28 protein-coding genes are annotated in these 26,316 nt (G+C 50.4%); 21 read left to right on the top strand and 7 right to left on the bottom strand.

Going from position 1 to position 26,316, the window contains the following annotated elements; genetic code table 11:
* The first annotated feature begins 15 nt into the window (after positions 1–15).
* Both nadE and ACLIN2_RS20725 read left to right on the top strand, forming a co-directional pair.
* Positions 16–768, top strand: coding sequence for an NAD(+) synthase (gene nadE / locus ACLIN2_RS20730; RefSeq protein WP_327931032.1), 753 nt, complete (start codon positions 16–18; stop codon positions 766–768).
* 94 nt (positions 769–862) lie between these two features.
* Complete coding sequence (locus ACLIN2_RS20725; protein WP_092267545.1) at positions 863–1,084, top strand: hypothetical protein; 222 nt, start codon at positions 863–865, stop codon at positions 1,082–1,084.
* 82 nt (positions 1,085–1,166) lie between these two features.
* Here the strand turns inward: ACLIN2_RS20725 and ACLIN2_RS20720 are convergent, their stop codons facing one another.
* Positions 1,167–1,652 carry a DUF2062 domain-containing protein gene (locus ACLIN2_RS20720; RefSeq protein WP_092267546.1) on the bottom strand — a complete coding sequence of 162 codons (486 nt, stop codon included), beginning with the start codon at positions 1,650–1,652 and terminating at the stop codon, positions 1,167–1,169.
* A 288-nt stretch (positions 1,653–1,940) separates the two neighbouring features.
* On the opposite strand from ACLIN2_RS20720, the gene ACLIN2_RS20715 reads away from it, so the two are divergent.
* The 7 genes from ACLIN2_RS20715 to ACLIN2_RS20685 all read left to right on the top strand — a co-directional run bounded on the left by ACLIN2_RS20715 (position 1,941) and on the right by ACLIN2_RS20685 (position 9,339).
* Positions 1,941–2,570 (top strand): DedA family protein, encoded by a 630-nt coding sequence (locus ACLIN2_RS20715; protein ID WP_092267547.1) that lies wholly within the window; start codon positions 1,941–1,943, stop codon positions 2,568–2,570.
* Positions 2,567–3,112, top strand: coding sequence for a YkvA family protein (locus ACLIN2_RS20710; RefSeq protein ID WP_400588389.1), 546 nt, complete (start codon positions 2,567–2,569; stop codon positions 3,110–3,112). Before ACLIN2_RS20715 ends, ACLIN2_RS20710 begins: the two co-directional genes overlap by 4 nt.
* Positions 3,113–3,130: 18 nt before the next feature.
* Positions 3,131–4,075: a 3'-5' exoribonuclease YhaM family protein gene (locus ACLIN2_RS20705; RefSeq protein WP_092267902.1), complete on the top strand. Its 945-nt coding sequence runs from the start codon at positions 3,131–3,133 to the stop codon at positions 4,073–4,075.
* Between the two features lie 114 nt (positions 4,076–4,189).
* Positions 4,190–5,749, top strand: a complete 1,560-nt coding sequence (locus tag ACLIN2_RS20700; protein WP_411501999.1) for a YcdB/YcdC domain-containing protein — start codon at positions 4,190–4,192, stop codon at positions 5,747–5,749.
* A 180-nt stretch (positions 5,750–5,929) separates the two neighbouring features.
* The gene (locus ACLIN2_RS20695; protein ID WP_092267550.1) at positions 5,930–6,925 is read left to right on the top strand and encodes a hypothetical protein; all 996 of its coding nucleotides are present in this window, start codon (positions 5,930–5,932) and stop codon (positions 6,923–6,925) included.
* On the top strand, positions 6,922–7,194 hold the full coding sequence (locus ACLIN2_RS20690; protein ID WP_122925253.1) for a hypothetical protein: 273 nt from the start codon (positions 6,922–6,924) through the stop codon (positions 7,192–7,194). The genes ACLIN2_RS20695 and ACLIN2_RS20690 overlap by 4 nt, the downstream gene beginning before the upstream one ends.
* A gap of 81 nt (positions 7,195–7,275) precedes the next feature.
* Positions 7,276–9,339, top strand: a complete 2,064-nt coding sequence (locus ACLIN2_RS20685) for a YecA family protein (protein WP_411501998.1) — start codon at positions 7,276–7,278, stop codon at positions 9,337–9,339.
* A 107-nt stretch (positions 9,340–9,446) separates the two neighbouring features.
* Here the strand turns inward: ACLIN2_RS20685 and ACLIN2_RS20680 are convergent, their stop codons facing one another.
* Complete coding sequence (locus tag ACLIN2_RS20680; RefSeq protein ID WP_411501997.1) at positions 9,447–10,667, bottom strand: MFS transporter; 1,221 nt, start codon at positions 10,665–10,667, stop codon at positions 9,447–9,449.
* 272 nt (positions 10,668–10,939) lie between these two features.
* On the opposite strand from ACLIN2_RS20680, the gene ACLIN2_RS20675 reads away from it, so the two are divergent.
* From ACLIN2_RS20675 to ACLIN2_RS20640, 8 genes are all read left to right on the top strand, one after another.
* Positions 10,940–11,899 (top strand): carbohydrate kinase family protein, encoded by a 960-nt coding sequence (locus ACLIN2_RS20675; protein WP_122960545.1) that lies wholly within the window; start codon positions 10,940–10,942, stop codon positions 11,897–11,899.
* Between the two features lie 56 nt (positions 11,900–11,955).
* On the top strand, positions 11,956–12,093 hold the full coding sequence (locus ACLIN2_RS20670; protein ID WP_170184459.1) for a hypothetical protein: 138 nt from the start codon (positions 11,956–11,958) through the stop codon (positions 12,091–12,093).
* A gap of 355 nt (positions 12,094–12,448) precedes the next feature.
* The gene (locus ACLIN2_RS20665; RefSeq protein ID WP_411501996.1) at positions 12,449–13,894 is read left to right on the top strand and encodes an LCP family protein; all 1,446 of its coding nucleotides are present in this window, start codon (positions 12,449–12,451) and stop codon (positions 13,892–13,894) included.
* A 229-nt stretch (positions 13,895–14,123) separates the two neighbouring features.
* Positions 14,124–14,438 (top strand): hypothetical protein, encoded by a 315-nt coding sequence (locus ACLIN2_RS20660; protein WP_092267556.1) that lies wholly within the window; start codon positions 14,124–14,126, stop codon positions 14,436–14,438.
* A 74-nt stretch (positions 14,439–14,512) separates the two neighbouring features.
* Positions 14,513–14,992: a hypothetical protein gene (locus tag ACLIN2_RS20655; RefSeq protein ID WP_411501995.1), complete on the top strand. Its 480-nt coding sequence runs from the start codon at positions 14,513–14,515 to the stop codon at positions 14,990–14,992.
* 336 nt (positions 14,993–15,328) lie between these two features.
* Entirely contained in the window at positions 15,329–15,625 is a 297-nt protein-coding gene (locus ACLIN2_RS20650) for a hypothetical protein (RefSeq protein WP_122925259.1), read from the top strand.
* An 88-nt stretch (positions 15,626–15,713) separates the two neighbouring features.
* Positions 15,714–16,562, top strand: a complete 849-nt coding sequence (locus ACLIN2_RS20645; RefSeq protein ID WP_411501994.1) for a YtnP family quorum-quenching lactonase — start codon at positions 15,714–15,716, stop codon at positions 16,560–16,562.
* A gap of 217 nt (positions 16,563–16,779) precedes the next feature.
* Positions 16,780–18,015: an MDR family MFS transporter gene (locus ACLIN2_RS20640; protein ID WP_092267561.1), complete on the top strand. Its 1,236-nt coding sequence runs from the start codon at positions 16,780–16,782 to the stop codon at positions 18,013–18,015.
* Here ACLIN2_RS20640 and ACLIN2_RS20635 read toward each other — a convergent pair.
* On the bottom strand, positions 18,007–18,792 hold the full coding sequence (locus tag ACLIN2_RS20635; RefSeq protein ID WP_411501993.1) for a GDSL-type esterase/lipase family protein: 786 nt from the start codon (positions 18,790–18,792) through the stop codon (positions 18,007–18,009). The two genes, ACLIN2_RS20640 and ACLIN2_RS20635, sit on opposite strands and share 9 nt — an antisense overlap.
* A gap of 130 nt (positions 18,793–18,922) precedes the next feature.
* Here ACLIN2_RS20635 and ACLIN2_RS20630 point away from each other — a divergent pair, with 130 nt between their 5' ends.
* Both ACLIN2_RS20630 and ACLIN2_RS20625 read left to right on the top strand, forming a co-directional pair.
* Positions 18,923–19,882: an ABC transporter ATP-binding protein gene (locus tag ACLIN2_RS20630; protein ID WP_301169500.1), complete on the top strand. Its 960-nt coding sequence runs from the start codon at positions 18,923–18,925 to the stop codon at positions 19,880–19,882.
* A complete protein-coding gene (locus tag ACLIN2_RS20625; protein WP_301169565.1) occupies positions 19,860–20,843 on the top strand; it encodes an ABC transporter permease in 984 nt (327 codons plus the stop codon). The genes ACLIN2_RS20630 and ACLIN2_RS20625 overlap by 23 nt, the downstream gene beginning before the upstream one ends.
* Before the next feature lie 70 nt (positions 20,844–20,913).
* Here ACLIN2_RS20625 and ACLIN2_RS20620 read toward each other — a convergent pair whose 3' ends face one another.
* On the bottom strand, positions 20,914–21,489 hold the full coding sequence (locus ACLIN2_RS20620; protein WP_411501992.1) for a CGNR zinc finger domain-containing protein: 576 nt from the start codon (positions 21,487–21,489) through the stop codon (positions 20,914–20,916).
* Between the two features lie 114 nt (positions 21,490–21,603).
* On the opposite strand from ACLIN2_RS20620, the gene ACLIN2_RS20615 reads away from it, so the two are divergent.
* Both ACLIN2_RS20615 and ACLIN2_RS20610 read left to right on the top strand, forming a co-directional pair.
* Positions 21,604–22,068 (top strand): pyridoxamine 5'-phosphate oxidase family protein, encoded by a 465-nt coding sequence (locus tag ACLIN2_RS20615; protein WP_411501991.1) that lies wholly within the window; start codon positions 21,604–21,606, stop codon positions 22,066–22,068.
* A 7-nt stretch (positions 22,069–22,075) separates the two neighbouring features.
* Positions 22,076–22,510, top strand: coding sequence for a VOC family protein (locus tag ACLIN2_RS20610; RefSeq protein WP_092267567.1), 435 nt, complete (start codon positions 22,076–22,078; stop codon positions 22,508–22,510).
* Between the two features lie 52 nt (positions 22,511–22,562).
* Here the strand turns inward: ACLIN2_RS20610 and ACLIN2_RS20605 are convergent, their stop codons facing one another.
* Genes ACLIN2_RS20605 through ACLIN2_RS20595 form a run of 3 tightly spaced genes read right to left on the bottom strand, consistent with a single transcriptional unit; the run spans position 22,563 to position 26,215 of the window.
* The gene (locus tag ACLIN2_RS20605; RefSeq protein ID WP_411501990.1) at positions 22,563–23,933 is read right to left on the bottom strand and encodes a hypothetical protein; all 1,371 of its coding nucleotides are present in this window, start codon (positions 23,931–23,933) and stop codon (positions 22,563–22,565) included.
* Complete coding sequence (locus ACLIN2_RS20600) at positions 23,914–24,483, bottom strand: RNA polymerase sigma factor (protein WP_055746429.1); 570 nt, start codon at positions 24,481–24,483, stop codon at positions 23,914–23,916. Before ACLIN2_RS20600 ends, ACLIN2_RS20605 begins: the two co-directional genes overlap by 20 nt.
* A gap of 52 nt (positions 24,484–24,535) precedes the next feature.
* Entirely contained in the window at positions 24,536–26,215 is a 1,680-nt protein-coding gene (locus ACLIN2_RS20595) for a DNA repair helicase XPB (protein WP_170184458.1), read from the bottom strand.
* Positions 26,216–26,316 lie beyond the last annotated feature (101 nt).

The raw sequence follows: 26,316 nt of genomic DNA, 5'->3' as shown, positions 1-26,316 counted from the left end.
CGGGGGGTAGGTAGCATGGACAAGTTTCAGGAACATCTGGCGAACTACCAGATACATGTAAAAGAAGACGCGGAAAAGCGCGTACAATTCATTCGCGAACAGATTGATGGACCGGGTCTGGGTGGCGCAGTCGTAGGAATTTCCGGCGGGATAGACAGTGCCGTGACAGCTGCTCTCTGCGTACAAGCATTGGGCAAGGATCGGGTAATCGGGGTGTGGCTGCCAGCTTACTCCCAGGATGTCCATGCGGAAGATGCTCAGCGCCTGGCAGATGCGATCGGTCTAAACCTGGTGACGGTAGATGTCGGAGCGGCATTTGATGCGATCGTTCCTTCGATCGAAGGCGTGCTGCCACTGGATGCCAAGACAAAAGGAAATACGAAGGCACGTCTTCGCATGACAGTTCTTTACGCGATTGCGAACCAAAAAGGGTACCTCGTTGTTGATACCTGCAACCGCAGCGAAGTTTACGTAGGCTATATGACCAAAGGCGGAGATGGACTGGCGGATATTAATCCGGTTGCCAGCCTGACGAAGCATGAGGTTCGAATCCTGGCAGCAGAGCTGGGTGTACCTACATCGATCATTACGAAAGCTCCGTCCGCTGACTTGTGGGAAGGTCAAACAGACGAACAGGAAATGGGCTTTACCTATGAAGACTTGGACCGTTTGCTCATTACTGGCGAGACAAGACCGGAAGCAAAAGAGCGCATCGAGTACCTCCATCGCATTTCCGAGCACAAGCGCAACTTGATGCCGGAAATTTAATGGATGGCAGTCTGAGCCAACAGTTGATTCTTGGGCAAATTTGTACGATAATAGAGGTTATGCATAGATCTTTTTCGAGAAAGAGGTGGAACAGATGTCGACGACAGAATTGATGCTGAGAACAAGTCTGGAAGGACGAGTGAAGCGTACGTTGCAAACGTACTTCCGTCGCCCCAACTTCGTGTTGATCAGTGAAAGCCTGGGTGCGAACGGCCTGTCCCCAGAGCAAGTGGAACTAACGCTGGAGCTCTTGAAGCAAGATATGACCGTTGCCGAAATCATGGAGCAACTGCGGGATAAAGGCTACTTTGCATAAGCGTGTAAACAAAATAAAAAGGCCGGTCTGATCTACTCAGAACCGGTCTTTTTTTATGCAAGTGCGTTGCGTGCGGCATCTCTTACGAGGTACTGCGAGAGACGGAGCGACGCATTTTTTTGCGGCGGTATAACTGAAGGGCAGCGTAAACGAGAAAATAGCTGGCGATTGCTACAACAAAGCCCATCACGGCGCTCCCTGTAAAATAGGCGAGGCCTTTTTCCTTCATCCAGAGCAGCCATTTTTCCCATGGAGGCATCGCACCGTGAGCGAAATGCTCATTCATAGGCTTGCCGACGATCGCGTACCCAAGATTGTAATTGAGTACCATAAAAACTGGGAGGACTAGCTTGCCGATAACAAACGCAATCAATCCAGCTGGCAAACTGGCGCGGAAAATTTTAATCAGTGGAAACAGAAGTAAAAACGCCAAACCAAAAGTTGGCAAGGTAATGAATTCGACGAAAATACCTACGGAAAAACCGCGGGCGACAAATGAAGGAGCACCCTTCATACGAATCAGCTTGTAGTACTCAAACTTTAGTTTGCGGTAGATTTTTTTCCACATCCGGCCTGTCCCTCGTTTATCCCGTTTCTCTTTCTCTACGCTTTATTATACCGAATCGACATTTGGAAAGCCACGGCGCCTGTCTATAGATTCGCCATTTTTCTACAAAAAGTTTATTTTTACTCAACAAGAAGGTGATCCCCAATTTTGACGGCTTGTTTTAATTTAGTGATCTAGGTAACCGTACAACGCCAGAGGAATAAAGTCAACCGGGCTGATTTGAGAACGCAGCTATCTTTTGGCATAATGGAGAATAGGGCGGACAAGCCAGAAAAGTGGTGAGGCAAAATGGAAGAAATGATGTCGTCTTTTGGCGGATATATTACGCAATACGGTTACGGAGCTTTGTTTGGTCTATTTTTTCTGGGGATTCTGGGAATGCCGCTGCCAGAAGAAACGCTGCTCGTTTTTTCCGGTTTTCTCGTCTCTACGGGTAAATTAGATTATTGGCCTACCTTTCTCGTGTGCTTTCTCGGCTCCGTGACGGCAATGACGGCTGCTTACTGGATTGGCCGTACTCTTGGATACACCTTTATTGAACGCTATGGAAAGCGATTTGGCTTGGGGTACACTGTCTACAAGAGGACAGAGGATTGGTTCAATCGCGTTGGAAAATGGGCGCTGCCTGTCGGATACTTCATTCCGGGAGTCAGACAGTTTACAGCGTATTTTGCAGGCATCACCCGATTGCCGTTTCCCACCTTCATGCTTTACACGTATCTGGGAGGCCTCTTTTGGAGTCTTCTGTTTGTCACGTTAGGCTGGCAGCTCGGGGAGCGCTGGGATGAAATGTTTGACCTGATTTCCCGCAACCTCGCGATCGTATGCTTGGGGCTATTGGCGATCGTCGCGATTTGGTCCTATGTACGCCATCGAGTCAGCGTGGCAAGAAAACCAAAACGGGAGGAATCACAATGAATGAAGAAGACCGCAAAGAAGATCACAAAGTAGAAGAAGATACAACAGCAAACTTGCCTGCCGTGCGACAGACACAAGAGCTGATTCCGGTCGTGCTGCCGGAAAAGCATCAACGTTTTTACGATAAACTGCGGGAAAAGATAGAAGGCTTCATCAAAGATAAAGGCGTCAATGAAACGGTTGCCAGCTATATTCTGCTAGCTCCTGACCTGTTCGTGCTGCTGGCAAGACTGATGCTCGACAAGCGAGTGAGCGTCCAATCCAAAGCGATCGCGGGTGTTGCTGTCGCTTACTTTATTACTCCTATCGATTTTATCCCGGAAGTGTTGGTTGGAGGCTTCGGGCTTCTCGATGACGTGATTCTGGCTGTTTACGCCTTGCGGAAAATTCTCGTGGATGTCGATGAAGTCGTCGTCCGGGAGCATTGGAACGGCCAAGAGGATGTGCTTAGCGTGATCACGAAGGTGGTCAAGTCAGCAGATGATTTGGTCGGCAAAAAGATCGTGAAAAAGCTGGAAGAGACCTTGTTCCGAAAAAAATAGGCTGGGATGGGAGAAAAGATGAAATATTTGGCGGAGTATCTGGAAGGAGAGCGGGTAGTGGGATTTTGCCTGGTCAAATCGAAAGAAGCGGGTGTAGCCAGCAACCAGAGTGAATATCTCAATCTGGAGCTGGGTGACCGTTCCGGCACGATTATGGCCAAGCTGTGGGATGTCAGCCCGGAGATCAAGGAAGCGATTGCGGTCAAAGGGATCGTCAAGATTGACGCCACTGTGCAAAGCTACCGGGGAAAGAAGCAGTTGGTTATTCAGCGGATTCGGCCTGCATCTACATCGGACGAAGTCGAGATGGAGTCCTTGATCCCGATTTCGCCCGTCCCTGTCGATGAGCTGTGGGAAAAGCTGCTAAAGACAGTGGATGGCCTGCAAAGCAAGATACTGCAAGCGATTATTCGCGAGGCTCTGGCTGACGAAGAGATTCACGGCCGTCTGCGTCAATTCCCAGCAGGCGTCCGGATGCATCATAACTACTACCACGGCTTGCTCGAGCATATTGTTTCCCTGCTGACGGCAGCGGAGAGACTGTTGCCGCTCTATCCTCAGGTGGATCGGGATGTGCTGTATGCGACCTGCATCATGCATGATATCGGCAAATTGTACGAGCTGTCTGATCCGATTGCCCCCGACTATACAACACCCGGGCAGTTGATTGGGCACTTGGTCATGGGGGTAGAGATCGTGAGCGGGATATGCCGCAAGCTCGATATTCCACTGGGGGACGCGGAGGTACTGCACTTGAAGCATTGCATCCTCAGCCACCATGGCGAAGTGGAAAACGGCTGGGGCAGTGCGGTTTCCGGCAAGACGCCAACCGCTGTACTGTTCCACTATCTCGACCAGATTGACAGCAAAATGAATGCCTTGGGGCAAACCTTGGCGGATGCCGGTGAAGAAGAGTGGGCCTATGCCGGAGTGCTCAGAAGAAAAGTGTGGCGCGGTTACTAAAGATGTCATTTCGTCGTCTGTAAAGCATTCAGGCGACTATTTTTTTGTTCCGAAAGAAACGTTTTTCCTTTTGTTACCGTCTTTAGTAGGAGCTACTGTAAAGAGGAGGAATGGATGTTGAGAAAGTGGAACAAAGCAGCATTTTTGTTGGTAGCGGCCAGCTTGTTGGCTTCACCGGCGACATGGATCGAGCCATCTATTGCCCATGCGAGCATCAATAAGAGTGAGGTAGAAATCATTCCGCTGCCAGCCGATCTCGTGCAGGTACTCAAAGATCTGAAGGAGGACTTTGTCCCGGCGCTGGGAAATCTCCATACGGACGCGTTTACGAAGGAAGGCTCAGAATACCGAGTGAAGCTGTCGGATAAGAAGAGCAAGATCACTTCTGGCGTATCCCTTGACCTTACGGTGGATGAAAACGGAAATATCTTAGCCCTTGAGCTGAAAGACCCAGATCGCGATAAGACGAAGCATTTCGATAAAAAGGCTGTTTATAAAAATGCGGTCAGCTTTATCCGGGAGCAGGTTGGGGTGGACATCGCGGTCTCTACTGCAGGATATCTAGCGACACAAAGGGGGACAGCAACGGATCAGCTCCTGGTCGTTCCCTTTTACCAGACACAAAATGACGTGCCATTGAGCAAGAAGATGGGCGAAGTGATGCTTGACGCGAATGGTCAAGTCGTTATGTTCAATCAAAAGAAACAGAAGCTTCCTGCAGGTACAGAAGCAGCCGACCCGAAAAAAGCAGTGGCAGCTGATCAGGCGATGAAGGAGTGGGAGGAAGCTCTCACCATGGAGCTCGTCTACGATCAGGAAATTGGCAAGCTTGTGTACGTACCAGAAAATGAGCCGAAGATCGATAGTCTGACAGGCAGAATAGCTCCGGACTTGTACGTCGAAGTAAAAGAAGAGCGGAAGATCAAGGGAGCTGCAACGAAGGACGTATGGAAAGATCAAAAAAGTATGGAAAAAATGCTCGGTGAGGACCTTCATCTGACGCTCAACCGTTTGAGATACGACTTCGTAAATGAAAACGACAAGAAAGCCGACGTCTCTATTCATGAATGGAAAGCTGTCACAAATGAGAGTGTGAAGATCACTCTGGATCGAAAAACAAGGACACCACTCAGAATCGAAGTAGAGGGTCAAGCCGAAAAAGAACTCGAAACCCCTTTGACAGCAGAAGAAGGCAAAAGAGCCGCACAGCAATTTGTAGAGAGGTATTTGCACGCCAAAGAACAAGAATTTGTACTGAAGACGACAAGTCTGGCTAAGCAATTGCCTGCGTGGGTCGATCAGGAGCAAGGAAGACTGCATCCAAAGTACCGCTACGATTTCTATCCCGAGGTGAACGGCATACCCGTAAAATCTGCTGCCTACACCATTGAGGTGGATGCCAAAAAGGGAAAAGTGGTCTTTGCACAAGTGAACGATGCAGTGGCGCTGCCGCCGATTCAGGTAAGCAAGCAAGGACTGATTGGCGAGCAGAGTGCGAAAGAAGCCTTTCTGAAGCAAGTCAAGCTGCGCTCGTCTTACTGGTACGCAAAAGCAGCCAATCAGACAGCTGAGCTTCCGCAGCTCGTCTATGAGGCGACGGAAGACAGCCTTTCTCATGCGGTTGATGCACACAACGGCGGTCTTGTAGACAGCTGGCTTGCGTGGGAAGAATAGAAGGAAGACGTCTGGCCTGGCCGATGGCTGCGCCAGGCTTTTCTGCGTAGGAAAAAGCTATTAATTATCGGAATAGAGAAACACTTTGAATGAGGTAGGATTTTTTATTCTTTTTGTAGAATACCTCTTTGATTCCCATTTGATTGGCAAACAATGCCGGTCACGAGAAGGAGAAAGTTCATGAAACGGCCAACCTATACCCTACCAAGTATTGTAAAAAAGGTATTCCGGTCCGGTGAGCGCTCCCTCCCCCGAACAGAAGTCTGCTCCCGGATGGAAGGAAACGAGCTGAATGCTTTTTTAAACCTAGACAGTGCAGCGCTGCTTGATAAGGTGCTGGAGCAGGAGCAGTCACCCGTACGGGTTGGGAGCTCAGAAGCGATTGTGGAATTGACCTACCAACCTCACCAGCTGTACGATCTGGCGTACCGTTTTTTGCGTGATACCCTCACGCCTAAGAAAATGGATCAGATTGTGGCGGAGCTTCGTCGTCAAACCCAATTTGGCTGGAATCAGATTCAACGGCTATTGCAGCTGGAGAAGGATCCTCGCTTTGTGCAGTACCAAGGCGACCCTCGCTGGTTTCTGGCAGAGTGGACACTGAGCAACGATCAAGTATTCGCTTTTTGCCGTGACAACGGTATCACGCAGGTGACCACTCGCTCCCTCGTTCATTTTCTCGAACAGGAAGTGGGAATTGCGGCAGAGGCAGCCTTCTTGCCGGTACTGGATGATCGCTTCCGGATCGACGGAGAGAGGCTGTACATCATTGTTCGCAGTGAAGAGCCATATGAAGATGAGTCGGCGGTCATGGAAATTGCTGTTACCGCCGCTTCCGAAACGATAGCGAAGGCCGAGGAAGAAGCAAAAGAAGACTTGACCGAATCGGGACAAACCGTGCAGCTTTTGGAAGAACATCACGAAACAACGAACCCTAAGGAGGAAAAGACAATGACTACCATTACTGAACAAAACGTATTGAAAGAGGTTCAAGAACTGATGCAGAAGGCGATTATCCTTTTGGAATCCCGTCAGCAAGAAATGGCACAGGAAGTTGTCGATCATTTTCAACAAAGCAATATGCAAGCTATAGAAGTGCTGATGAAAGAGAAACATAAACATGAGCAGATCGTACTCGGCATCGAGCAGGTGCTGGCTACAAGTGAACAACAATGAGTAAGCTTGAGGCTACGATCCGGTTGGAGCAGAGGTTTGCCTTGCTACGCGAAGTCATCGCGAGTTATCGGATTCGGCTTCAAGAAATGGAGCAGGAAGTGGTGCAGCTTTTTTCCACCAATCAGCTCTCTGCTATTTCTGCATGCATGGGCGAGAAGCAGCGCATCGTCAGGCTGATGAACCGTCTGGAGCAGTTTATCCACCAGTGGGAAAACAACAGCGATGTGGGTATCGTTCATGAAACTAAACGAGAACCCTTGAACACATGAAGAATAATGCGGTAAAATAGGGGGATTGTGCAGGATTCCCCGCGCATGCCGCGTGGGATGGAAAGGAGATCCAAACCCTCTATGTCTGTTGGAAGAAATGACTTGTGCCCCTGCGGGAGCGGGAAAAAATACAAAAAATGCTGTGGCGTGGTCACTCCAATTACGGAGTTGCGCAGTCGTCATGAGCAAAAGCTGCAGAAGGAATACGCTGGCTGGGTAGAACGTCTGAACCACTTTGTGGGGGGCAACGTGACCAGCGATGCGATCCAGGAAGCCCGCAGCCGCTTTGCTGAAGAGATTGGCTTAACGGAAGAGAGCGTTATGCGTCCGGAATGGGCGGCGCACTTCTTCAACTGGTATGTGCTGGATGTTAGAAATGCAGGCAGCACGCTGCTGGAGAATTACGTGAAGCAGCATGGCCGCCGCATGGAGCCAGATCTACGCCGTGCATTTGCCAGACTTCATTTGAATGTATATGAAGTCGTGGAAGTAGATCGGGACGTGATGACGGTACAACAGCCAGTCAGCCACGAAACCCACTACCTGCTGCGTTCCAACAATTTGCATGTGGAAGTAGGTCAAATGATCGTCGGCCGACTGTTGAATCTGGGACTGCGCGATATGCTGTTCTCAGGCAGTATTATCCTGCAGCCGCATGTAAAACAATCGCTGCTCGAGTGGCTAAAAGAGCATCCTGAAGTTGAGGATGCTGCCAATGATACGGGCAAGCGCGTGTATACGACGGATTTGTACCGTTTCATCGTTTCGTTCGGGGATGATGAGACGGGCGAAGTGAAACAGGCAGATGCTCTGCTGAGACGCAGCTACGCATTGCCAAATCGTGATCAATTGATCAAGGAAATGGAAGCGACACGCTCTTTTGAGCTGAAGCGGCGAGATGCCGCTGGAGAAATCTGGGTATATGCGACGCGCAAGGAAGAACATCTCTTCCCAGCGCTGAAAGGGGCTTTGCTCGAGCTGTATGAAGTACAGGCTGAGCTGATAATTTCAGATGGCAAAATCATGCTGGAAGGCTTTGCACCTCAGCTGGATGAAGTGGCAGATCTCTTGCAGATGCATCCGATGCAAAACGAAGAAGAGATTCAAGTTCTCTCTTCGACTGGCTCCAAGCTTTCCAAAGGTACGCTGTTCATCACCAGTCAGCCTACTTTGCCGCCAAAAGTCCTTCAATGGGCCGTGCAAACCTATTTCGCAGAAAAATGGCTGGTTACACCGCACGAAGCCTTGGATGAGCTCGCACCAATCCTGGTTGCGGCATCGGATAATGCTGAGCTGAATGGCAAGCTGCAAAGCCTGATGGAGCAGATGGAACAAGACAACAAGCTTGGGCAAGGTCTGGCGCGATTCATTCGCATGGACATGCTCCGCCCAAGACTGACTTTGAAAAATGAGACGCTGCACGTAAACAACTTGCTGCGCCGCCCTTTGATCGAAGGCTTGCCGGATAGCGTCTATACCGTGCATCCCGATCGATTGGCTGACATCAGCCGCTTTGTCCATGAAATGACCGAGGGCAAATCGGAAGCGACGGTGAAAAAGTACGACGAGGTCATGAACAACTTCCGTTCCTTCGTTCGTGGTGCTTTTGGACCGAGCTTCACTTGGGAACAGCTGCGCAAGGAAGAACTTGCCTACTTCTTGGTGCACGATATCTACGCACGTACAGATGCCACCACGAAGACGCTGGCGACCAACCTGCTGTCAGTTCTCACCGCGTTCTTCAAGTGGCTGGACAAGCAAGGCGTAGCCAACGTACACGCTACCATGCAGCCTTTGCTGGCAGAGCTGAAGGAAACACTGCCTGAGGCGTATCGCCTGCGCGGTGTACTGGAGAAGGAAGCGAATCAAAATCTGCTTGGCCAAGCAAGCCTCTCAGATCTGACAGAGGAAACGTTCCTGCTACTGGAGAAGAACAAGGACGTCTGGACGGCGAAGCGCGCTAATGGAGAACAAATTACGCTGTCTTTGGCAGCGGATGCCACAGACGTATTGGCTTCGGATTGGCTGATCGCTGGACTCTTCGGTCAGACCGAGGACGGCAGCTGGAAGGTATTCGGCACACCTGAGCTGTATCCGCCAGTTGTTGCCCTGCTGTTAGGTGCTCCGACTAGCGTATTGGTATAAGGAATAAGAAAGGGTGTCGACTGTAGAGCAAGCTGCAGAAGACACCCATTTTTGTTAAAAGAAAGGGCAATCCCTCGCATCGGGATTGCCCTTTTTCAGATGTGGACTTAGCTGCGAGCCCAGTCACGTACCGTTTGATCCTTCGGTAGAAAGAATCCAAGGACCCCGATCAGTGGCAACAGGGAGCAAAGGGTAATGACAAAGGTCAGATCGAACGTGTCAGCAAGAGAACCGAACACGAGACTGCCTGCGCCGCCCATACCAAATGCCAAGCCAGTGATGAGGCCAGATACGGTTCCGATCCGTCCAGGGAGCAGCTCCTGTGCATACACGACCGTAACCGAGAAGCTGGAGAGCATGATCAAGCCGCTGAGGAACAGAACGGGATAGACCCAAATGCCAGAGACGTAAGGCGTCAGGATCGTCAAGGGAACGGCACCAAGCGTAGAGATAATCAGCAGGTTGCGCTTTCCGAAACGGTCGGAGAGAGGACCTCCCAAAAAGGTTCCGATTGCGCCAGCCATCAAAAAGCCAAAGACGACGATCTGCGCGTGAGAGTATTCGACCCCTTTGACATACATCAAATAAAACTGGTAGAAGCTTTGAAAGCCTGCGTTCATCCAGGACCGGACGCTGACGATCAAGACCAAGAGACCCAGGGCGATGAAACGCTGCTTGCGATGGCTGTAAGCGGCGACAGAAGTTGCTGCTTTTTTCAAGCGCTGTTGACCGCGATACCATAGGGCGACGTACAGCAGGACACCACTGGCGAGAATAGCTGGCCACAGGAACCATTGCGCTCCAGCTTGACCTAAGTTCGCGAAAATCAGGATCGTCATCAGGGGAGCCAAGGCCTGCCCCGCATTTCCACCTACCTGAAAGATCGATTGCCCCAGCCCTCTACGAACACCGGAAGCCTGGTGGGCAAAGCGGGATGCTTCCGGATGGAAAACGGCAGAGCCGATCCCTACGCAAGCGACAGCCATGAGGACCAGGTAGTAATTGCCGGCGAAAGCGAGAGCGAGCATACCGAGTCCGGATACAAGCAAGGCGAGCGGAGGCAGAAATGGGCGAGATTTGCGATCAGATAAATAGCCGACAACCGGTTGAAGGATAGAGGAGGTAAGGTTCATTACCAAAAGAATTAGGCCGACTTGCGTAAAGCTTAAAGCGAGGTTTTTTTCCAGGATGGGCAGCAGTGCTGGAATAACGGATTGCAGGCTATCATTCAACAAGTGAACGATGCTGATTGCAAAAAGCATCCGGTACACTGTAGGAGCTGCCTGCCCAGTCGGTGATGCATGAATGGGTGTGGATGTGGCGCTCATATGGTTCATCTCCAATATTTTTTCTGCGAAAAACGTTTCAAAGCGTTTTTCTTCTCTATCGTACGGCTGTTTCCTAGTTAACAATTTTCACTTTAGCACGGAAGTCCCCAATCGTCACCCCTGTAATACTGGCATATGGAGGATGGTCATAACGGTCGAAAAAACACGGAACTTTCCGAACTGGTAGGTAAATGAACATCTCTTGTCGAAAAAGAGGTAAGGATGAAAATAGATGAATCAACCGTGTGCAATCGGCTGGGAGGGGTGCTTGTATGCTGGAGGGGATGAAAGATTACTGGCTATGTGTAGGTGGCGCCAATGTAGATATGCAGGGAGTCACTTCGGTCAGATTGCTACCCGGAACGAGTAATCCAGGAGTCGTCCATCAAACGGCAGGTGGAGTCGCTCGTAACGTGGCGGAAAGTTTGGGCTGGCTGGGCGAAGAAGTGCATTTGTACGCCTTGGTAGGGGAAGACTCCGATGGCGAATGGCTGCGGAAAATTACAGCAGACAGCGGTGTTGCGACGCATGGCATGTTTCGAGTGCCAGGTAGATCGACAGGGCGCTATTTAGCGATTTGTGATCTGGATGGAGAATTGTACACGGCTGTCGCGGATATGGCTATCAATGATGCGTGGAGCGAGGTAATGATCCAAAGCGGCCTTCTGAGCTTGCAGCAGGCGGCGGGTATGTTCATGGACGCCAACCTTCCATTGCCTGTGATGGAAGCCTTTCTAACAGAAGCCAACCGACTCGAAAAGAAAGTGATCGTGGACCTGGTTTCTGTGAAGAAGGCGGAAAAATGGAAGGGGCTGCTTGCGGGTATATACACCATCGTGGGCAGTATCGATGAAATGGAGACGCTATGTGGTCAAATCCTGCACTCCTATCAGGATGTGGAGAAGTGTGCGAAGACTCTGGTAGATGAAGGGGTTTCCCAGGTCATGATCATGTGTGGGGAAGCAGGTCTTTATTTGTGCAATCAAACGGAATCCTTCTGGCTATCGCCACCAGACGCCCCGATCCGCGCGTCTGCGGGAGATGCGTTTGCAGCAGGAGTCATCTACGCGCAAAACAAAACCCAGCGTCTCGCTGAGCAGGGAGCATTCGGAATGGCCATGGCAGAGCTAAGTATGGAGAGAAAAGGAAACATCGATTTGAATGAGCTGTCTAGGCGTGCAGAGTTCCTTGTCACAAAACCAAATCCTTGGATCAATGGAAACCTCGAATGAGATGACGGATCTTGAGCAAACTACCGGGTAGCTTCACAACAAGGAGGAGTGTACCCGTGGAAAAGAAATCGAATGATGTCAATGGGAAACAGGAAAGTCATGTTCGTCAGGGAGGAGACTCTCATCGCTCGACAAACAAGCGCTCAAAAGGACCTGTGCAAGGCTTCAGCCAAGCCCCACGCGGTTTACAATAGGTAAAACAACGGAAAAATCAAGAAACCTCCATCGACAAAAAGATGGGGGTTTTTCACGTGCAGGGAACATTTTTCTACAAATGCAGACAATGGTATGTTACAATGTCAGAATCAGATGATTGCCATCTGAAGAAAAAATTAGTGCATCCTGTCTGTTGGCACTGTTCACAATCGTGCCTCTCTTTTCCTTTTTTGAAAAAGGCTATCTATAGGAGGAGCGACCGCGACATTCGCGGGAATGTTACGAAAGCGATGCCCTGCATAAGCTTTGTTATTCGCTCCTGAATGTATAGGTGGACATGCTTATGCATTCTATACGATCAAAAAGCGTGCGCGAACAAGGAGACTGATACATATGCCTGAAAAGGTAACAAGACAACGCGCCTCCGCTCCCCGAAAGAAGCAACCGGGACGCAGTCGCAAACTTCGCAGATTAGTTGTGCTTTGTAGCTTTATCGCATTGCTCTTGGTTGGCGGGGCAGCCGGTGCGATTTATTGGAAAATTAATGACACTCTGGATACAGTGACGCAGCCAAAGGATAATTTCACTTCAAACGTATCGCAAAATATAGATCCTGAGTATCACAATGACAAGCCTATGTCCTTCATCATCCTCGGTTCGGACAGCCGTCCGGAGACAGGCTCGATGAACACGGACGTGATGATTGTGGCAGTAGCCAATCCATCTACCAAAAAAGTGACGATGGTTTCTATTCCTCGGGATACACGGGTCAAGATCCCAGGCTACCGCGACTATCACAAAATCAATTCTGTATATGCAAACGGGGAAGCTGAGCGTCGCCAGGCAGAGCGCAACAATCAGACGCCAACTGAAGACGGCATTTCGCTTACCAAGAAGACGATGAATGAAATTTTGGGGATTCCCATTGAGCATTACGTTGCCATTGATTTTGATGGCTTCAAGGCAGTGATTGATGAACTCGGCGGAGTAGAAGTGAATGTAGATCGCAAGCTGGTTTATGACGATCCGACAGACGACACGCACATTAATCTGAATGAGGGCCTGCAAACCTTAAATGGCGAACAAGCACTGGGGTACGTGCGCCACCGCCATGACAACCGGGGAACCAAGTATTACTCCAGCGATTTTGACCGCAATCGCCGTCAACAAGAAGTGATCAAGGCTGTCGTGGATAAAGCGGCTTCTCTGGAAGGTTTGACAAAAATCTTCAACATCATGGATGTAGGTGCGAAGAACATACATACGGATCTTTCCAAAGATCAAATCAAAGGCTTGGCTTTTGACTTCAAAGGCTTCAGTGCTTCCATGGTCAATGCCTTGGACAACGGAGCTTATTGGCAAGGCGGGTACACCTTCCTGGAGAAAGACAAACTGGAAGTCATTCGTGAGTCCCTGCAGTCAGAGATGGGGATATCGGGCAACGTGGTTGCTCAGTTGAACAATTCACCTGTGCTTGGGTCGAATGAATCAGCAGTGGCAGCTTCTAGCAGCAACACCAAGCCAGTGAAGAAGAAAACGACACAATCTGCGGCTTCCTCTGCGCCAAAAGAAAAACCTCCTGTCGAAGAGGTCAAAGAGGAACCGGATACGCCGGAAGCGCCAGCCGATGTGGTAGCAGAAGGCGAAGCGACTCCTCCGCCGGATGTGGTAAGCCCAGAACAACAACAGGGGCAAACGACGCAAACGCCTCCGACACAAAATGGAACGGTTACGACAACACCTGAGGCGGGAACAGCACCTCCGCCGGATATCGTCCCTCCTTCGACACAGGATGCCAGCTCTACTCCAAGTTCGACGAGTCCCAAAAGCAACTCCTAGTGATAAACTTTGGCAGCGCCAATGATACAGACACCCGCTCGCAGGCCATGAGCGGGTGTTTTTGTATATATTTTTTTGATACATGCCTGGAGAGTACATTTTCGAATAACTTTTTTAATAAAATATTCAAAGGAAAGGTTTAGAAAACACCAAATACATGGTACAATAATAATATGCTGATAAGACAGATTAATCAGATAATTATTGCATTTTGACTGGAGGGATTTGGATGACGATTTTCTTGGTGAATCTGTTTCTGGTGATTGCTTTTGTGTACCTGATCAGCCGCCAACAAAATGAAGAATTAGTGTATGATGAAGATTTTTTCCTCCAGAACCCCTCAGCCTTGGAAGAATATCAGCAGATGCCGATTGATTTCCAACATGCCTTTTTCCGCAAGCATAAGGAGTGGATCAAGGAAAAATATATGCGCGGAGAAAGTTACATTTTAGGGTACTGCCCGAACAAAGAAGTTCGACGGGCGTGGCTATCTGAATTTATGAACCAAAAAAATATGAACAACTCACCGACCCCTTCCTCGTGAAGGGGTTTTTCGTTTGCAATTTGCTCATGGTATACTGCTGAAAGAGCAGTGATGGTTGGAGAGGAGCAAATGACGTGCTGCAATTCCTGGTAGAACAATTAAATGAGCATCTGGCTTCGCACGGTACGATTGTCGATGTCCTTCTGCGTTCGGACCAATCGTTAATGGAGGAGCAAGAAATAAGGGAAGTCATACTGACTTTCGCAGAAGAGGAGCAGTCAGAGGAGCAATCTGGCAAGCCATTGGCCACGATTCATCTCTTTGAGCTGGAGGAAGCGGAAAGCTGTGAAGTGGAGGTAGAGGTGGAATTTACGGGAGAGAGGACCGCTGAGGGAACCTGCGTGATGTGGGAGCAAGCGAGAGCACTCATCCCGAAAATCTCGCTCACGGAAAAGAAGCGCTATCTGGAGCCAGGGCAATCTGTACAGACAGCTTACATCCTCGATTATCACTTTATCCTGGACAGTCCAAAAACAGAAGCAGAAGCAAGTCAATTTGCCCGAGTCCTAAAGCAATTTTCCAGTGATCTCGGAAAGCTGGTACGATTGAGCTGATTGGAGTAGAGAGGAGGACGCAGGATCGAACAAAGCGGTTTTCCTCTCCCACCAAGTTCATACAAAACGGGGCAGGATTTTTGGAGGGCGAAGGAGAATCTACAGAGGACATGGATATGAATGAATATTCACTCTGTAATAGGCAGGAGGCGGAAGCTCCCATTCTGAATATTTGCTCAGAAGAGATTTTATATTCCGAAAATAAATAGCTTGGTGTATCATAAAGAGAGATGTCACCTTATAAGAACTTTTGTCGAAAGACTTTTCATCGTATTTGAATTCTTGCAATATAATAACATACTGTTCAAATTCATTTGATTGGGGGCACTCGCCTTGATGAATCATAATGGCATACTGTTGGGGAAGCGTCACTTTTTATACTCACTTGCACCGTTGATAGAGGTGGAGGGATGGACGTTTACCGTTGCCCCGGGTTTTAAAGTGATCGCGGGTGGAAGTGCTAACCCGCTGCAAACATTGATAAGTGTATATAGGGAAAACGAAAAAGTCGCACAACTCGTTCTCCATCATAGACGCTCTGATTCCGATGTGACAGTGCAGGCGGTCTCGAGTGAGATCATGTTGGAAATCGCACCGGCGACCCGAACCGTAAGTGTTGCAGAAAAGCAGTGAAGCACTCGTGACGGAGTGCTTTTTTTGTCCTTTTATTCACGATCCCGCAAGCTGGACGTAGACAGTGAGAGCAAAAGGAGGAAAGGGTATGAAGTTGAATGAATGGAAGCTGGGCGCTTTCGAGCTGACCTGGTTAAAGGGTGGTCTTACGCAATTGGATGGTGGGGCCATGTTCGGGGTTGTTCCGAAACCGTTGTGGAGCAAAAGATACCCGGTCAATGAGCTCAATCAGATTCCGCTGCGTGCGGACCCGATTCTGCTTACAGCACATGGAAAGCATATACTCATCGAAGCCGGGATGGGGAATGGTCGTTTGACGGACAAGCAGAAGAGAAACTACGGGTTGGTGGAGGAGTCCCAGATCCTAGAGTCCCTTGCTGCAAAAGGTCTGACTCCTGCGGATATCGAGATCATCATCATGACACATATGCACTACGATCACTGTAACGGACTGGTGTCCCTGCAGGATGGTCAGCTTGTTTCGACGTTTCCCAACGCAGTGATTTACGTTCAAGAGCTGGAATGGGCGGAAATGAGAGAGCCAAACATCCGCTCGCGCAATACATATTGGGAAGACAATTGGCGTCCAATCGAGCAGCAGGTGAAGACGTACCAGGACGTGCTGGAGCTGCTGCCAGGCATATCTCTTCATCATACGGGTGGTCACAGCCAGGGCCATGCCATTGTGAGGCTGGAGAGCGAAGGGAAGCTGGCTTTGCATCTCGCAGATATCATGCCTTCTCACGCACACAACAATCCCCTGTGGGTCATGGCGTATGACGACTACCCAATGAATTCTATTTTCGCCAAAGAAAAATGGATCAAGGAAGGGATTGCGCAAGGTGCCTGGTTTACGTTTTACCATGATGCGATCTACCGTGTTGTAAAATGGAATGAGAGTGGAGAAATCATCGATCACGTTGGTGTAGAGCAATAAGGAGGTGCCGGGGACGCTCATTGCAGAGCTTGCCTCGGTTTTTTCTTTTCCCAAACAACGGTATCGGAAATCGATGAAAGGTAATAGAAATTTTTCATAATCCAAAAATTTTGAATGCTCATTGACGAACACGTGCTTCCTCTCTACAATGAGTACATTGTGAAGCGTCTGTTCTGGCAGACGATGCGAACAGAACAGTTGCCGAGGAGAGAGAAGCATGGGTAGAGTGTCATCATTGTTAAAGGAGTTTCATCCGATTGTCTGGTCACTAGTGGTCGGAACGGTATTCGTTCGGGCGGCTAGCTCCATGAGTATGCCTTTCTTGTTTTTGTATCTGTCCAACAATACAGATATGGATCTGGCGACGATTGGTTTGACGATTGGAGCAGGGCCACTCGCCGGGACGCTGGGTGGGTTTATTGCAGGCACATTATCCGACCGGATCGGGCGCAGGCGAGTCATGCTCGGGGCGCTGTACGTCTGGACGCTCGTCTTTGTAGGATTCGCCATTAGTAAAAATCCGATGGTCCTGCTTGTGCTCAACATGGCAGGTGGACTCTGTCGATCGTTCTACGAGCCGGTTTCGCAAGCGTTGATGGCAGACGTAACAGCTCCGGAGAAACGGTTTCGGGTGTTCAGCCTGCGTTATACGGCGATCAATGTGGGCGTTGCTGTTGGGCCGATTGCAGGCGCCGTACTTGCGAAGACCTCCGTTGCACTGCCTTTCATGGTTACGGCTATCATTTACTTGATCTATGTGATCAGCTTGCAGGGCTTGCTGAACAAGTTTGGCATCAAGAAGATTGAAGGGCAAAAGAAAGAGGCGGTCACGTTTAGGCGTGCGTTCAGCGTAGTCGTTCAAGACAAGGCATTTCGCTTTTACATGATTGCCGGAATGCTGGGAGCTATCGGTTACTCACAGATGTCTTCGACGCTGGCGAAATTTGCCGAGATGACGGTGGCAAACGGTACCGAGCTGTTCGCGGTACTCATGAGTATCAACGCCATTGTCGTCGTAATCATGCAGCTGCCGCTGACGAGCTGGGCAGAAAAAAAGACGCCCCTCACGGCGATTTTCGTGGGGAACGTCATGTATGCCATCGGGGATATCGGCTATGCCTTTGCCAATTCGTGGCTGATTTTTATCATCGCCATGGTCTTCTTCACCTTTGGAGAAATTCTCACCTTTACCTCAGGAGATGTGCTCATTGACCGAATGGCGCCAGAAGGCATGCGAGGGAGCTACTATGGGGCAAAAAGCTTCAGCAACGTGGGCCAATTCATCGGTCCATGGCTGGGCGGCATCTTGCTCGCATCCTACGGTGGGACGACATTGTTCCTCGTCGTTGCCGCGTTCTCGATGATCAGCAACGCCTTCCAATGGGCTGGGCAGCGAGCCTATCTCGTGAGCAAAGGGCACTCGATCAACTACGCACGTACGGAATCACTCTAAAGCTTGAATGACCCGTTCTGCAATGCGCTGGTAGCCTGCGGTATTCGGGTGGAAATGGTCCGTGTACAGATACGATTGTTCCTTGTTCACAAACAAATCATAGGTGGGGACAACGATGACGTGCGGGTACTTGGACGCGATTTCGGAAGCGGTATAGTTCCAATCCAGTACCGGCTGAATCGTGTCGACAGAAGCTTCGGTGTCCCCAAACGGGTTGTACAAGGTGGTGTAGACGATCGTCGCCTGCTTGTTTACAGCGCGAATTTGTCGGATAATCTCTTCGTAATTGGCTGTCAGCTCTTTTGTAGCTGCGGCCAATTTTTCTTTGTCGATAGTATAGAGGCCACCCGTCTGGCGAAACATGTCATTGCCACCGATGGTAAACAAGACGAGATCCGCTTCGGACAGCAAGGTCTTTACTTGAGATTGGGACATTTGCTTGACCAAGTCCGTGGATTCCTGACCGTTAATCGCCAGGTTGGAAAATGTAATCGGCTTGCCCAGCTTTTTTTCCAATGCCTGACGAACGAGACCCGCGTAGCCTTGGCCATTCGCGTCCCCTGCTCCGCGCGTGAGTGAGTCACCTAATGCGACTACCTTTTGGACTCCTTGCGCAGGGAGAGGAGCTGTTTGCTCAGACGGTGCAGGTGGCGATGTTTTTGCCGGAGCGATCTGCTGCGGGTTCATGGCGAGCACAAAGCCCGTCGCAAACAGTAAGAAGGATAGAAAAGACAAGAGTCCAGTTGTACGCCAGAGCAGTTGTCCAGATGTACGCATCGGATACCCCTCCTATTCGATGTTGGGTGGAAGAACGTGGTATAATGTGGATGGACATCTCTTGACAGTGTACCATAAACAGATCGCTTCCAACAGGCGATGGGGCGGCAATAGAACAGGAGGGTGCACATTGACCGAAACGGTACTTTCTGTAAAAGGATTGCATAAAAAGATCGGGGGAAAACCGATCATTCACAATATAACCTTCGATGTCTTCGCTGGAGAAGTGTTTGGATTTCTCGGGCCAAACGGTGCAGGGAAAACAACGACCATCCGCATGCTTGTCGGGCTGGCAGCCGCTGATGGTGGGGACATCCAAATCGGAGGCATTTCCCTACAGGACCAGTTCCCGCAAGCGATCTCCCAGGTAGGCTGCATTGTGGAGAACCCGGAGCTGTACAAGTTCATGACAGGCAGAGAAAATCTGGAGCAGTTTGCCCGGATGAGCGGAGGCATAACGCCTGAGCGGATCGACGAGATTGTCCGCTTTGTTGATCTCGAGAGGGCGATTGACGATAAAGTAAAGACCTATTCTCTCGGCATGCGGCAGCGGTTAGGAATCGCCCAAGCGATGCTGCACCGCCCCAAAATACTGATCCTGGATGAGCCGACAAACGGGCTGGATCCGGCAGGGATTCGAGAGATGCGTCAATTCATTCGGAAGCTGGCGGAAGAGGAAGGTCTGGCCGTGTTCATATCCAGCCATCTGCTGAGCGAGATCGAAATGATGTGCGACCGTGTCGCGATTATCAGCCAGGGGAAGGTCATCTCCGTCGGGTTGGTGAAAGAGCTGATGGAGCAGTTCGCAGACCAGGTGGATTGGACTGTGCAGGAAGCGTCAGTGCCAAAAGCAAGGGAAGTGCTGAAGGGTCATCCCGCTGTAACCGAAGTGTGGGAAGTGGGAGATGGACGCCTGAAGTGCCGAATGGATGTGGAGCGCGTCAGTGACGTCAATCAGACGCTGGTGCGGGCGGGGATTCCTGTACTCGGAATCGCGACGAAAACGGTGACGCTGGAAGATCTGTTCCTGACCTTGACGCAGGGAGGTGGCAATCGTGGGACAGAGCATGCTGGGATTGGTTCAAAATGAAACGGTAAAATTGCTGCGCAGGCGCCGCTTTCTCGTCGTCGTCCTGATTCTGGCGATTCTCATTCCAATTTTTACATACGCGCAGTATCGTTCCGTCGTGACCGCCCAGGAGCGGATGGGAACATCGGATTGGCGGCCACTCTTGACTCAGCAGATCGTTGACATGCAAAACAGGCTGGCATCTAGCCGATTGCCTGATGAGTGGAGAGATTTTATCAAGGTCAGGATTCAGCAGCAGCAGTACTATCTGGATCACGACATCAACCCCATGGCACCGGGAGGACCTACCTTTGCCCGCGGCTTTATGGATCAGGCGGTCTCGATGTTTTTGCCGATGATCATCGTCGTCCTGGCGGTGGACTTGGTATCCGCAGAGTTTAGCGAAGGGACGATCAAGCTGCTGCTGACACGACCGGTCCGAAGGTGGAAGGTGCTGACGAGCAAGTTTCTTACTCTCTTGCTGTTTACGTCACTTACGGTGCTGATGACGTTAATTCTGGCGTACCTGATGTCCGGAGTCGTCTTTGGGTACTCGGGTTGGACGCTTCCTATCCTGACCGGGTTTGAGGTGACGGGGGGCGAGCTGGAAACAGCAGGTGCATTTATGATTCCGCAGTGGCAATTTTTGCTCTTGCAGTATGGACTAGGCTGGTTTGTCTGCGTGGTCGTCGGTACGGTGACATTTATGGTCTCCGTGTTGGTGCGAAGTGCAGCAGCCGGTATGGGAATCATGATGGCGGCCTTGATCAGCGGGACGATTTTGACGCAGATGGCCTCGTCCTGGGAGTCCTCCAAGTACCTGTTTGTCGTGAATCTGCAGCTGACCGATTATTTAAATGGCACTCTGCCGCCAATCAAAGGAATGACGCTGCCATTTTCGCTAACAGTGCTGACGGTTTGGGCCATCGCAGCTTTGATCGTGGCCTATACGGTGTTTATTAGAAGAGATGTCACCTCATAGCGACAGGGAAACAAAGGAACCCCGTTCTTGCTTACTTATCAGGCAAGAGCGGGGTTTTTGTCTATGCTCTTTACTCCTTCTGCTTTTTCCTCGCATAAAACTCAGCTGCCTTGTGACGGTTCCCACACGTTTCCATGCTGCACCAGCGCCGTTTTCCTGATTTGGAGGTATCGATAAAGTGCAAAATGCAGTCCTCATGCTCGCAGGCGCGTATGCGATCTCTAGATACAGTCTGCAGCGTGTGAATGATAGAGGCGAGGACTTGATAGGAAATGTGATCATCTGTGTGCAGGCCCTCGTTGACGAGCTCCAAACGACCCTCGGATGCGCGCAAAGTAAGCTTTACCTTTAGTGGATCAGTCAAGCTGCTCAGCTGCTGAATGCTCGATGGAGAAAGTTCCGCTTGCTGGAAATCCTCAAGGACAGCGAAGCAAATATCGCGTAAAGAACGAAGGACGTCCGCAATCTGACGAAAGGTTTCTTTGTTTTCGAGTTCTTTTTGGTCACTCTCCCGAAGCAGCTCATTTGCCTTAAGCCATGCCATAAGCCGCTCTGGATCATCCAAGACATCGATCTGTCGCTTGTTGATCGTGTTGACGAGATTGATCCAGACAGCTCCGCCTAATGTAAAGCGTGTCGTTTCCATAGGGGCTCACCTCTCTTTTATTATAACCGCTAAAAATACATTTACAAGGTTTGGTAGATCGTGTATTCTTTAACCATTAAAACATTAAATTAAAGGTTATAAGGGGTGGGTGAGATGGGGACAGCTGGTGAGCAAATGCTGCGAGACAAATATCAAACAAATGGCATACGTGTAGGACAAAAATTGACCCCTTTGCTGAGTAGCTACGTGGAAGCAATGGAGTTCTTTTTCATTGCCACAGCAGATCGCGATGGAAACTGCGATTGCAGCTTCCGGGGAGGCTCTCCTTCTGTAAAGGTGCTGGATGACGAGACGCTTATCTTCCCGGACTATCCAGGCAATGGGGCTTTTCAAAGCTTGGGCAACATCGTAGAAAACCCGAATATCGGCATGTTGTTTATTGATTTTTCCCATCAGCAGCGTCTGCGGATCAACGGAAAAGCAGAGGTGCTCGACGATGAAGAGCTGCGGCGCTGGTTCGTGGGCAGCATTCAGGTGGTGAAAGTAACCGTCGAGCAAGTGTATCGAAACTGCTCTGCACGCATTCCGAAATTAGTCAGCCTATCAAAAGGAGAGTGAAGGGACAATGGCTTTGACAAAAGGAGTCAACCATGTAGGATTGAGTGTTACGGATTTGGAGGCTAGCAAGGCATTCTTCACAGATATACTGGAATTTGAAACAGTGGAATATGCAGAAGGACATCACGCCTATGTGACAGACCAAGGAACGATGATTACGCTCTGGCAGACAGCTGAACAAGAAGCATCGGTGAATGTAGCAGGACTCCATCATCTCGCCCTATCCGTTGAATCCGTTGCCGTTTTGCGACAGCTCGAGGAACGGATGAAAGAGAGGGGGATTCGCCTTCAGTTTGGAGGGATTGGGGTAAAGGGGCAGGAGGGAGGAACGATCGCTTTGTTCTGCTATGACCCCAGTGGGATCCGCATTGAGCTGACGACACCCCAGCGAGACATGAAAAAGGAAATCCCCATCATCGGCGGCTGCGGCGCAATAGAGTAATGGGGAGAGAAAAAAGGACACGCGAGCTGCAAAAGCTCACGCGTCCTTTCTGCTATTCCCAGGTCAATTCTTTCGTGGTTTCGATCAGCTCATTCAGGCTCACGCCATTGGCAGAAATTACGACATACAAGGATTGATTGTCTGCTTGTGCATTAAAGTGAACGGCATGCTGTACAGCTGCAGCCTTCGTGCCCTGCTGATCAAACGAGACGCCGATCGCCTGCTCTCCACCTACCGTAAACAACTGCGTAGCGGAAAAGGTTCCAGGGATGGAGAGACTGCGTTTTCCGTGTGTATTCCGGACGACATCGATTTTGATCCAGCTGTTGTTGCGCTTGTAATCGGCCGTAAGCCGCGTTACTTTTTGGCTGGTCTCCGATTCGTATTGGACCGACACGTCGTTGACCGCAAAGCCGCTCGCCGATGCAAGGACAGGTACAGGCAAATCAGATGCTTGTACAGCCGTCTCTAGGTCTGAAAAGGTAGAGAGTGTAATAGCGGCTTTTTGCACAGCGGGTGCGGGCGGCCCGACTAGCGCTTTGGCAGACTCCGCTTGATCTGCTTCCGTGTTATCCAAAGCAGTGATGGTACTAAACGTTTGATTTGAATCCGCTAGTGCAGCTGCCTCCTGTTTTGCGACTGGAGCGTTGTTCTCCTTGGCTGCATTGTCAGCTAATGCGACTGTTTCATTATTGGCAGGTGCTTTCGCAGCTGTTTTTCCCACTGCAGCGTTACGGGCTAGAGGCTGCGAATCCGGGGCTTTGGATCTGGACTCGGGTGCTGCCGTCTTCGCCTGCGGAGCCACCATCGCGACGGATTGCTTTCCAGCCGCTAGAGGCGCATCTGCCGCCTTTGGCTGTACAGCGTCTGAAGCTGGGGAAGCGGCAGCAGGAGGCTGTTCTTTCGCAACTTCCGAGTTCACTGCCATCTTTGCCGTAGCAGGTTGTTGTGCATCCGCTGCGGCTGGAGCTAGATTTGTCTGATTGTTAATGGCAATCTCTGTGTTGGCTGTTCCAGCGGCACTACTCTGCGGCATGGAAGCTGCCATTTCCTGATTACTGGATTGGAGCTGTTGGTAGCCTGCTATACCAACGATCAGCAAGACAGCTGCGGCACTGACCCAGGCGAGTGAAGGGAAGCCTTTGGTCCGACGCTTGCTTGTGATCGGAATGGGTGCTTGTAGCGATTCAGTTGCGGCATGAGGGGGCGTACCTTGACCGGCGTCCTGGTAGATGGCCTGCATAATTCTCTCTTCCAGGTTCACCGATGGTAAAGGAACCTCCTTCAAGAACTGCACCTCCTCGTCTGTGTCCAATAGTTTTTCGATCCACGCCATGCAATCATCACAGGTTTCAATATGTGAGATCACATCGCTGTCCGTGTCTTCTTCCAACCATGCTTTTCTAAATGCCTGGCAGTTCATGTACGAGCCCCCCTTCCTTGCGGGTTAACAATTTTGCGAGTTCCTGGCGAGCGCGCAGGTATCGGACTCGGGCGGTCGACTCGGCAATGCCGAGGAGCGAAGCGATTTTTTCGAAAGGATATTCATGCGTGCAACGAAGCACGATTACTTCTCGATAGGTGTCCGATAGCAAAGCGAATGCTTCTTCGATTTCGCGACGCTGCTCCTTATTCATAAGCGATTCCTGAGGAGACTCATCTCGCGTGTTGGCTGGTACATAGGCCAGCTGCTCATCTGAGTCATGGAACTTCCGACGGCGCAGGAAGTCGATGCTCTTGTTGCGGGCTAGTGTGTGCAGCCAGGAAGAAAATTGACTGTCTCCCCGGAAGGTAGACAGCTTTTCATACGCTTTGACAAAAACTTCTTGAGTGAGATCCTCCGCATCGGAGCGATTGTTTACCATCTTGTAAATAAAAACGTAGATCATATGCTGGTATCGTTGGATGAGGTCGCGATACCCTTCGATGTCGCCCTGAAGAATCCGCTGAATGATTTCGGCGTCGGATTGCATTGAATCTCCGGCCTCCCTTCCCTCTATGAGACGCTGGTATTTTTAAAACGTTTCAGACCAGCGTTTCCATTTCTATAATATCGTACGGATAGCCTTGTTCCACGAGAAAAAGCTGACGATGGAGTGAAAATTCCTGCTCCCGCGTGTCTCGTGTCACGAGTGTATAAAAATGCGCCTTGTTATCATCTGGTTTGGGACGTAGGATACGCCCGAGCCGCTGTGCTTCTTCCTGCCTGGATCCGAAAGTTCCGGAGATCTGGATCGCGACGTTCGCGTCCGGCAGATCCACGGCGAAGTTTGCGACCTTGGAAACGATGAGGCGCTTGATTTCCCCTTTTTTGAATTGCTGGTACAAAAGCTCACGTTCACTTTCAGGTACTTTTCCGGTAATGAGGGGCAGCCCCAAAGCAGCCGCCATTTGGTCAAGCTGATCGACGTATTGCCCGATGATCAGCACCTGATCGTGGGAATGCTGGTCCAGCAAGTAGCGAACGACCTCCAGCTTCCTTGGATTCTCTGCAGCGATGCGAAACTTTTGCCGAGTGGAGGCACGGGCGTAAGCTTCTCGCCATTTTGGCTCAAACGGTAGACGAATTTCCCGGCAGAGAGCTTCGGCAATCCATCCTTGTTCCTCCATGATTTTCCAAGGCACCTCGTATTTTTTGGGGCCGATCAAGGTAAAAACGTCTTCCTCCCGTCCATCCTCCCGAACGAGAGTCGCCGTCAAACCCAGTCTGCGCGTGGCCTGGATACCGGATGTTACCCGAAAAACAGGCGCTGGCAGCAAATGAACCTCATCGTAAATAATAAGCCCCCAATCGCGCTCTGAAAAGAGTTTCATGTGAGGAAATTCATCTTCAGCACTGGGGCGAAAGGTCAATATTTGGTAAGTGGCCACGGTAATGGGCTTCACTTCCTTGCGATCTCCTGTATATTCACCGACGAGCGAGGGATCCAATCCCGTTTTGTCGAGGAGCTCAGAGATCCATTGGCGTACGGAGGTCGTATTGGTTGTTACGATCAGCGTGGCCGTCTGCAGCTGGCAAATGGCTCCAAGTCCAATCACGGTTTTCCCTGCCCCACAGGGGAGGACCAAGACTCCACTGCCACCGGTAGCAGCACCTCCGGAGTGAAAGGCGCGAACAGCCTCCTCCTGATAAGGCCGCAGAGCAAATGGCCTTCCTGCAGCAGTGATTTCTCGCCAGCTAACAGGACAGCTCTCCCCCGCAGTATAGCCCGCAATATCCTGGACGGGATAGCCCAGATGGATCAGCTCCTGTTTGATCAGTCCCCGGGCGTATGGCTTGATAATAAATCCTTCGTCAGCTCGGGATTCGTCCAATAGCTGGGCTACCGATTTATAGCTGGTAAGCTCTGTTAAAATGAGAGAATCGTCACTTATTAAAAGAATGTCGTCCCCTGACTTTTCCAGACGGATGCGACCGTAACGGCTCATGGTTTCTTCCAGCTCGCGGACGATGGTGGGAGGAACCCCGTATTTACTATACGTGGTCAGAGCCTCTGATACCTGCTCAGGCGTCATTCCACCAGCTGCAGCATTCCACAGCGACAGGGGAGTAATGCGGTACGTATGCATGTATTCAGGGCTTTTGATCAGCTCGGCAAATCCAGATATGGCTTGTCTCGCTTCCGTAAATAGCGGATGCTGGGTTTCCAGCAGGATCGTTCGGTCACTTTGCACGATCATGGGCAAATCTGGACGGTAAGACAAGTGACTCACCTCATTTACAAGCTACATATATTCATACAGAACCATGGTATCACAATCGGGAAAAGAAAGAAAAACAGACAGGTAACATTTATCCGGCGGTG

This window comes from Brevibacillus centrosporus (assembly GCF_046622605.1).
GTDB lineage: Bacteria > Bacillota > Bacilli > Brevibacillales > Brevibacillaceae > Brevibacillus > Brevibacillus centrosporus.
The sequence above is the reverse complement of the archived record's forward strand: the minus strand, read 5'-3'. Positions and strand labels throughout refer to the sequence as shown.

Bases quoted from the DNA above. Each gene is read 5' to 3' on its own strand.
- ACLIN2_RS20665 (WP_411501996.1), top strand. From the start codon at position 12,449: ATGCCTGAAAAGGTAACAAGACAACGCGCCTCCGCTCCCCGAAAGAAG.
- ACLIN2_RS20700 (WP_411501999.1), top strand. From the start codon at position 4,190: ATGTTGAGAAAGTGGAACAAAGCAGCATTTTTGTTGGTAGCGGCCAGC.
- ACLIN2_RS20635 (WP_411501993.1), bottom strand. From the start codon at position 18,792: ATGCGTACATCTGGACAACTGCTCTGGCGTACAACTGGACTCTTGTCT.
- ACLIN2_RS20710 (WP_400588389.1), top strand. From the start codon at position 2,567: ATGAATGAAGAAGACCGCAAAGAAGATCACAAAGTAGAAGAAGATACA.
- ACLIN2_RS20715 (WP_092267547.1), top strand. From the start codon at position 1,941: ATGGAAGAAATGATGTCGTCTTTTGGCGGATATATTACGCAATACGGT.
- ACLIN2_RS20600 (WP_055746429.1), bottom strand. From the start codon at position 24,483: ATGCAATCCGACGCCGAAATCATTCAGCGGATTCTTCAGGGCGACATC.
- ACLIN2_RS20660 (WP_092267556.1), top strand. From the start codon at position 14,124: ATGACGATTTTCTTGGTGAATCTGTTTCTGGTGATTGCTTTTGTGTAC.
- ACLIN2_RS20720 (WP_092267546.1), bottom strand. From the start codon at position 1,652: ATGTGGAAAAAAATCTACCGCAAACTAAAGTTTGAGTACTACAAGCTG.
- ACLIN2_RS20690 (WP_122925253.1), top strand. From the start codon at position 6,922: ATGAGTAAGCTTGAGGCTACGATCCGGTTGGAGCAGAGGTTTGCCTTG.
- ACLIN2_RS20680 (WP_411501997.1), bottom strand. From the start codon at position 10,667: ATGAGCGCCACATCCACACCCATTCATGCATCACCGACTGGGCAGGCA.
- ACLIN2_RS20620 (WP_411501992.1), bottom strand. From the start codon at position 21,489: ATGGAAACGACACGCTTTACATTAGGCGGAGCTGTCTGGATCAATCTC.
- ACLIN2_RS20695 (WP_092267550.1), top strand. From the start codon at position 5,930: ATGAAACGGCCAACCTATACCCTACCAAGTATTGTAAAAAAGGTATTC.
- ACLIN2_RS20625 (WP_301169565.1), top strand. From the start codon at position 19,860: ATGCTGGGATTGGTTCAAAATGAAACGGTAAAATTGCTGCGCAGGCGC.
- ACLIN2_RS20725 (WP_092267545.1), top strand. From the start codon at position 863: ATGTCGACGACAGAATTGATGCTGAGAACAAGTCTGGAAGGACGAGTG.
- ACLIN2_RS20605 (WP_411501990.1), bottom strand. From the start codon at position 23,933: ATGAACTGCCAGGCATTTAGAAAAGCATGGTTGGAAGAAGACACGGAC.
- ACLIN2_RS20610 (WP_092267567.1), top strand. From the start codon at position 22,076: ATGGCTTTGACAAAAGGAGTCAACCATGTAGGATTGAGTGTTACGGAT.
- ACLIN2_RS20640 (WP_092267561.1), top strand. From the start codon at position 16,780: ATGGGTAGAGTGTCATCATTGTTAAAGGAGTTTCATCCGATTGTCTGG.
- ACLIN2_RS20645 (WP_411501994.1), top strand. From the start codon at position 15,714: ATGAAGTTGAATGAATGGAAGCTGGGCGCTTTCGAGCTGACCTGGTTA.
- nadE (WP_327931032.1), top strand. From the start codon at position 16: ATGGACAAGTTTCAGGAACATCTGGCGAACTACCAGATACATGTAAAA.
- ACLIN2_RS20705 (WP_092267902.1), top strand. From the start codon at position 3,131: ATGAAATATTTGGCGGAGTATCTGGAAGGAGAGCGGGTAGTGGGATTT.
- ACLIN2_RS20685 (WP_411501998.1), top strand. From the start codon at position 7,276: ATGTCTGTTGGAAGAAATGACTTGTGCCCCTGCGGGAGCGGGAAAAAA.
- ACLIN2_RS20615 (WP_411501991.1), top strand. From the start codon at position 21,604: ATGGGGACAGCTGGTGAGCAAATGCTGCGAGACAAATATCAAACAAAT.
- ACLIN2_RS20675 (WP_122960545.1), top strand. From the start codon at position 10,940: ATGCTGGAGGGGATGAAAGATTACTGGCTATGTGTAGGTGGCGCCAAT.
- ACLIN2_RS20650 (WP_122925259.1), top strand. From the start codon at position 15,329: ATGAATCATAATGGCATACTGTTGGGGAAGCGTCACTTTTTATACTCA.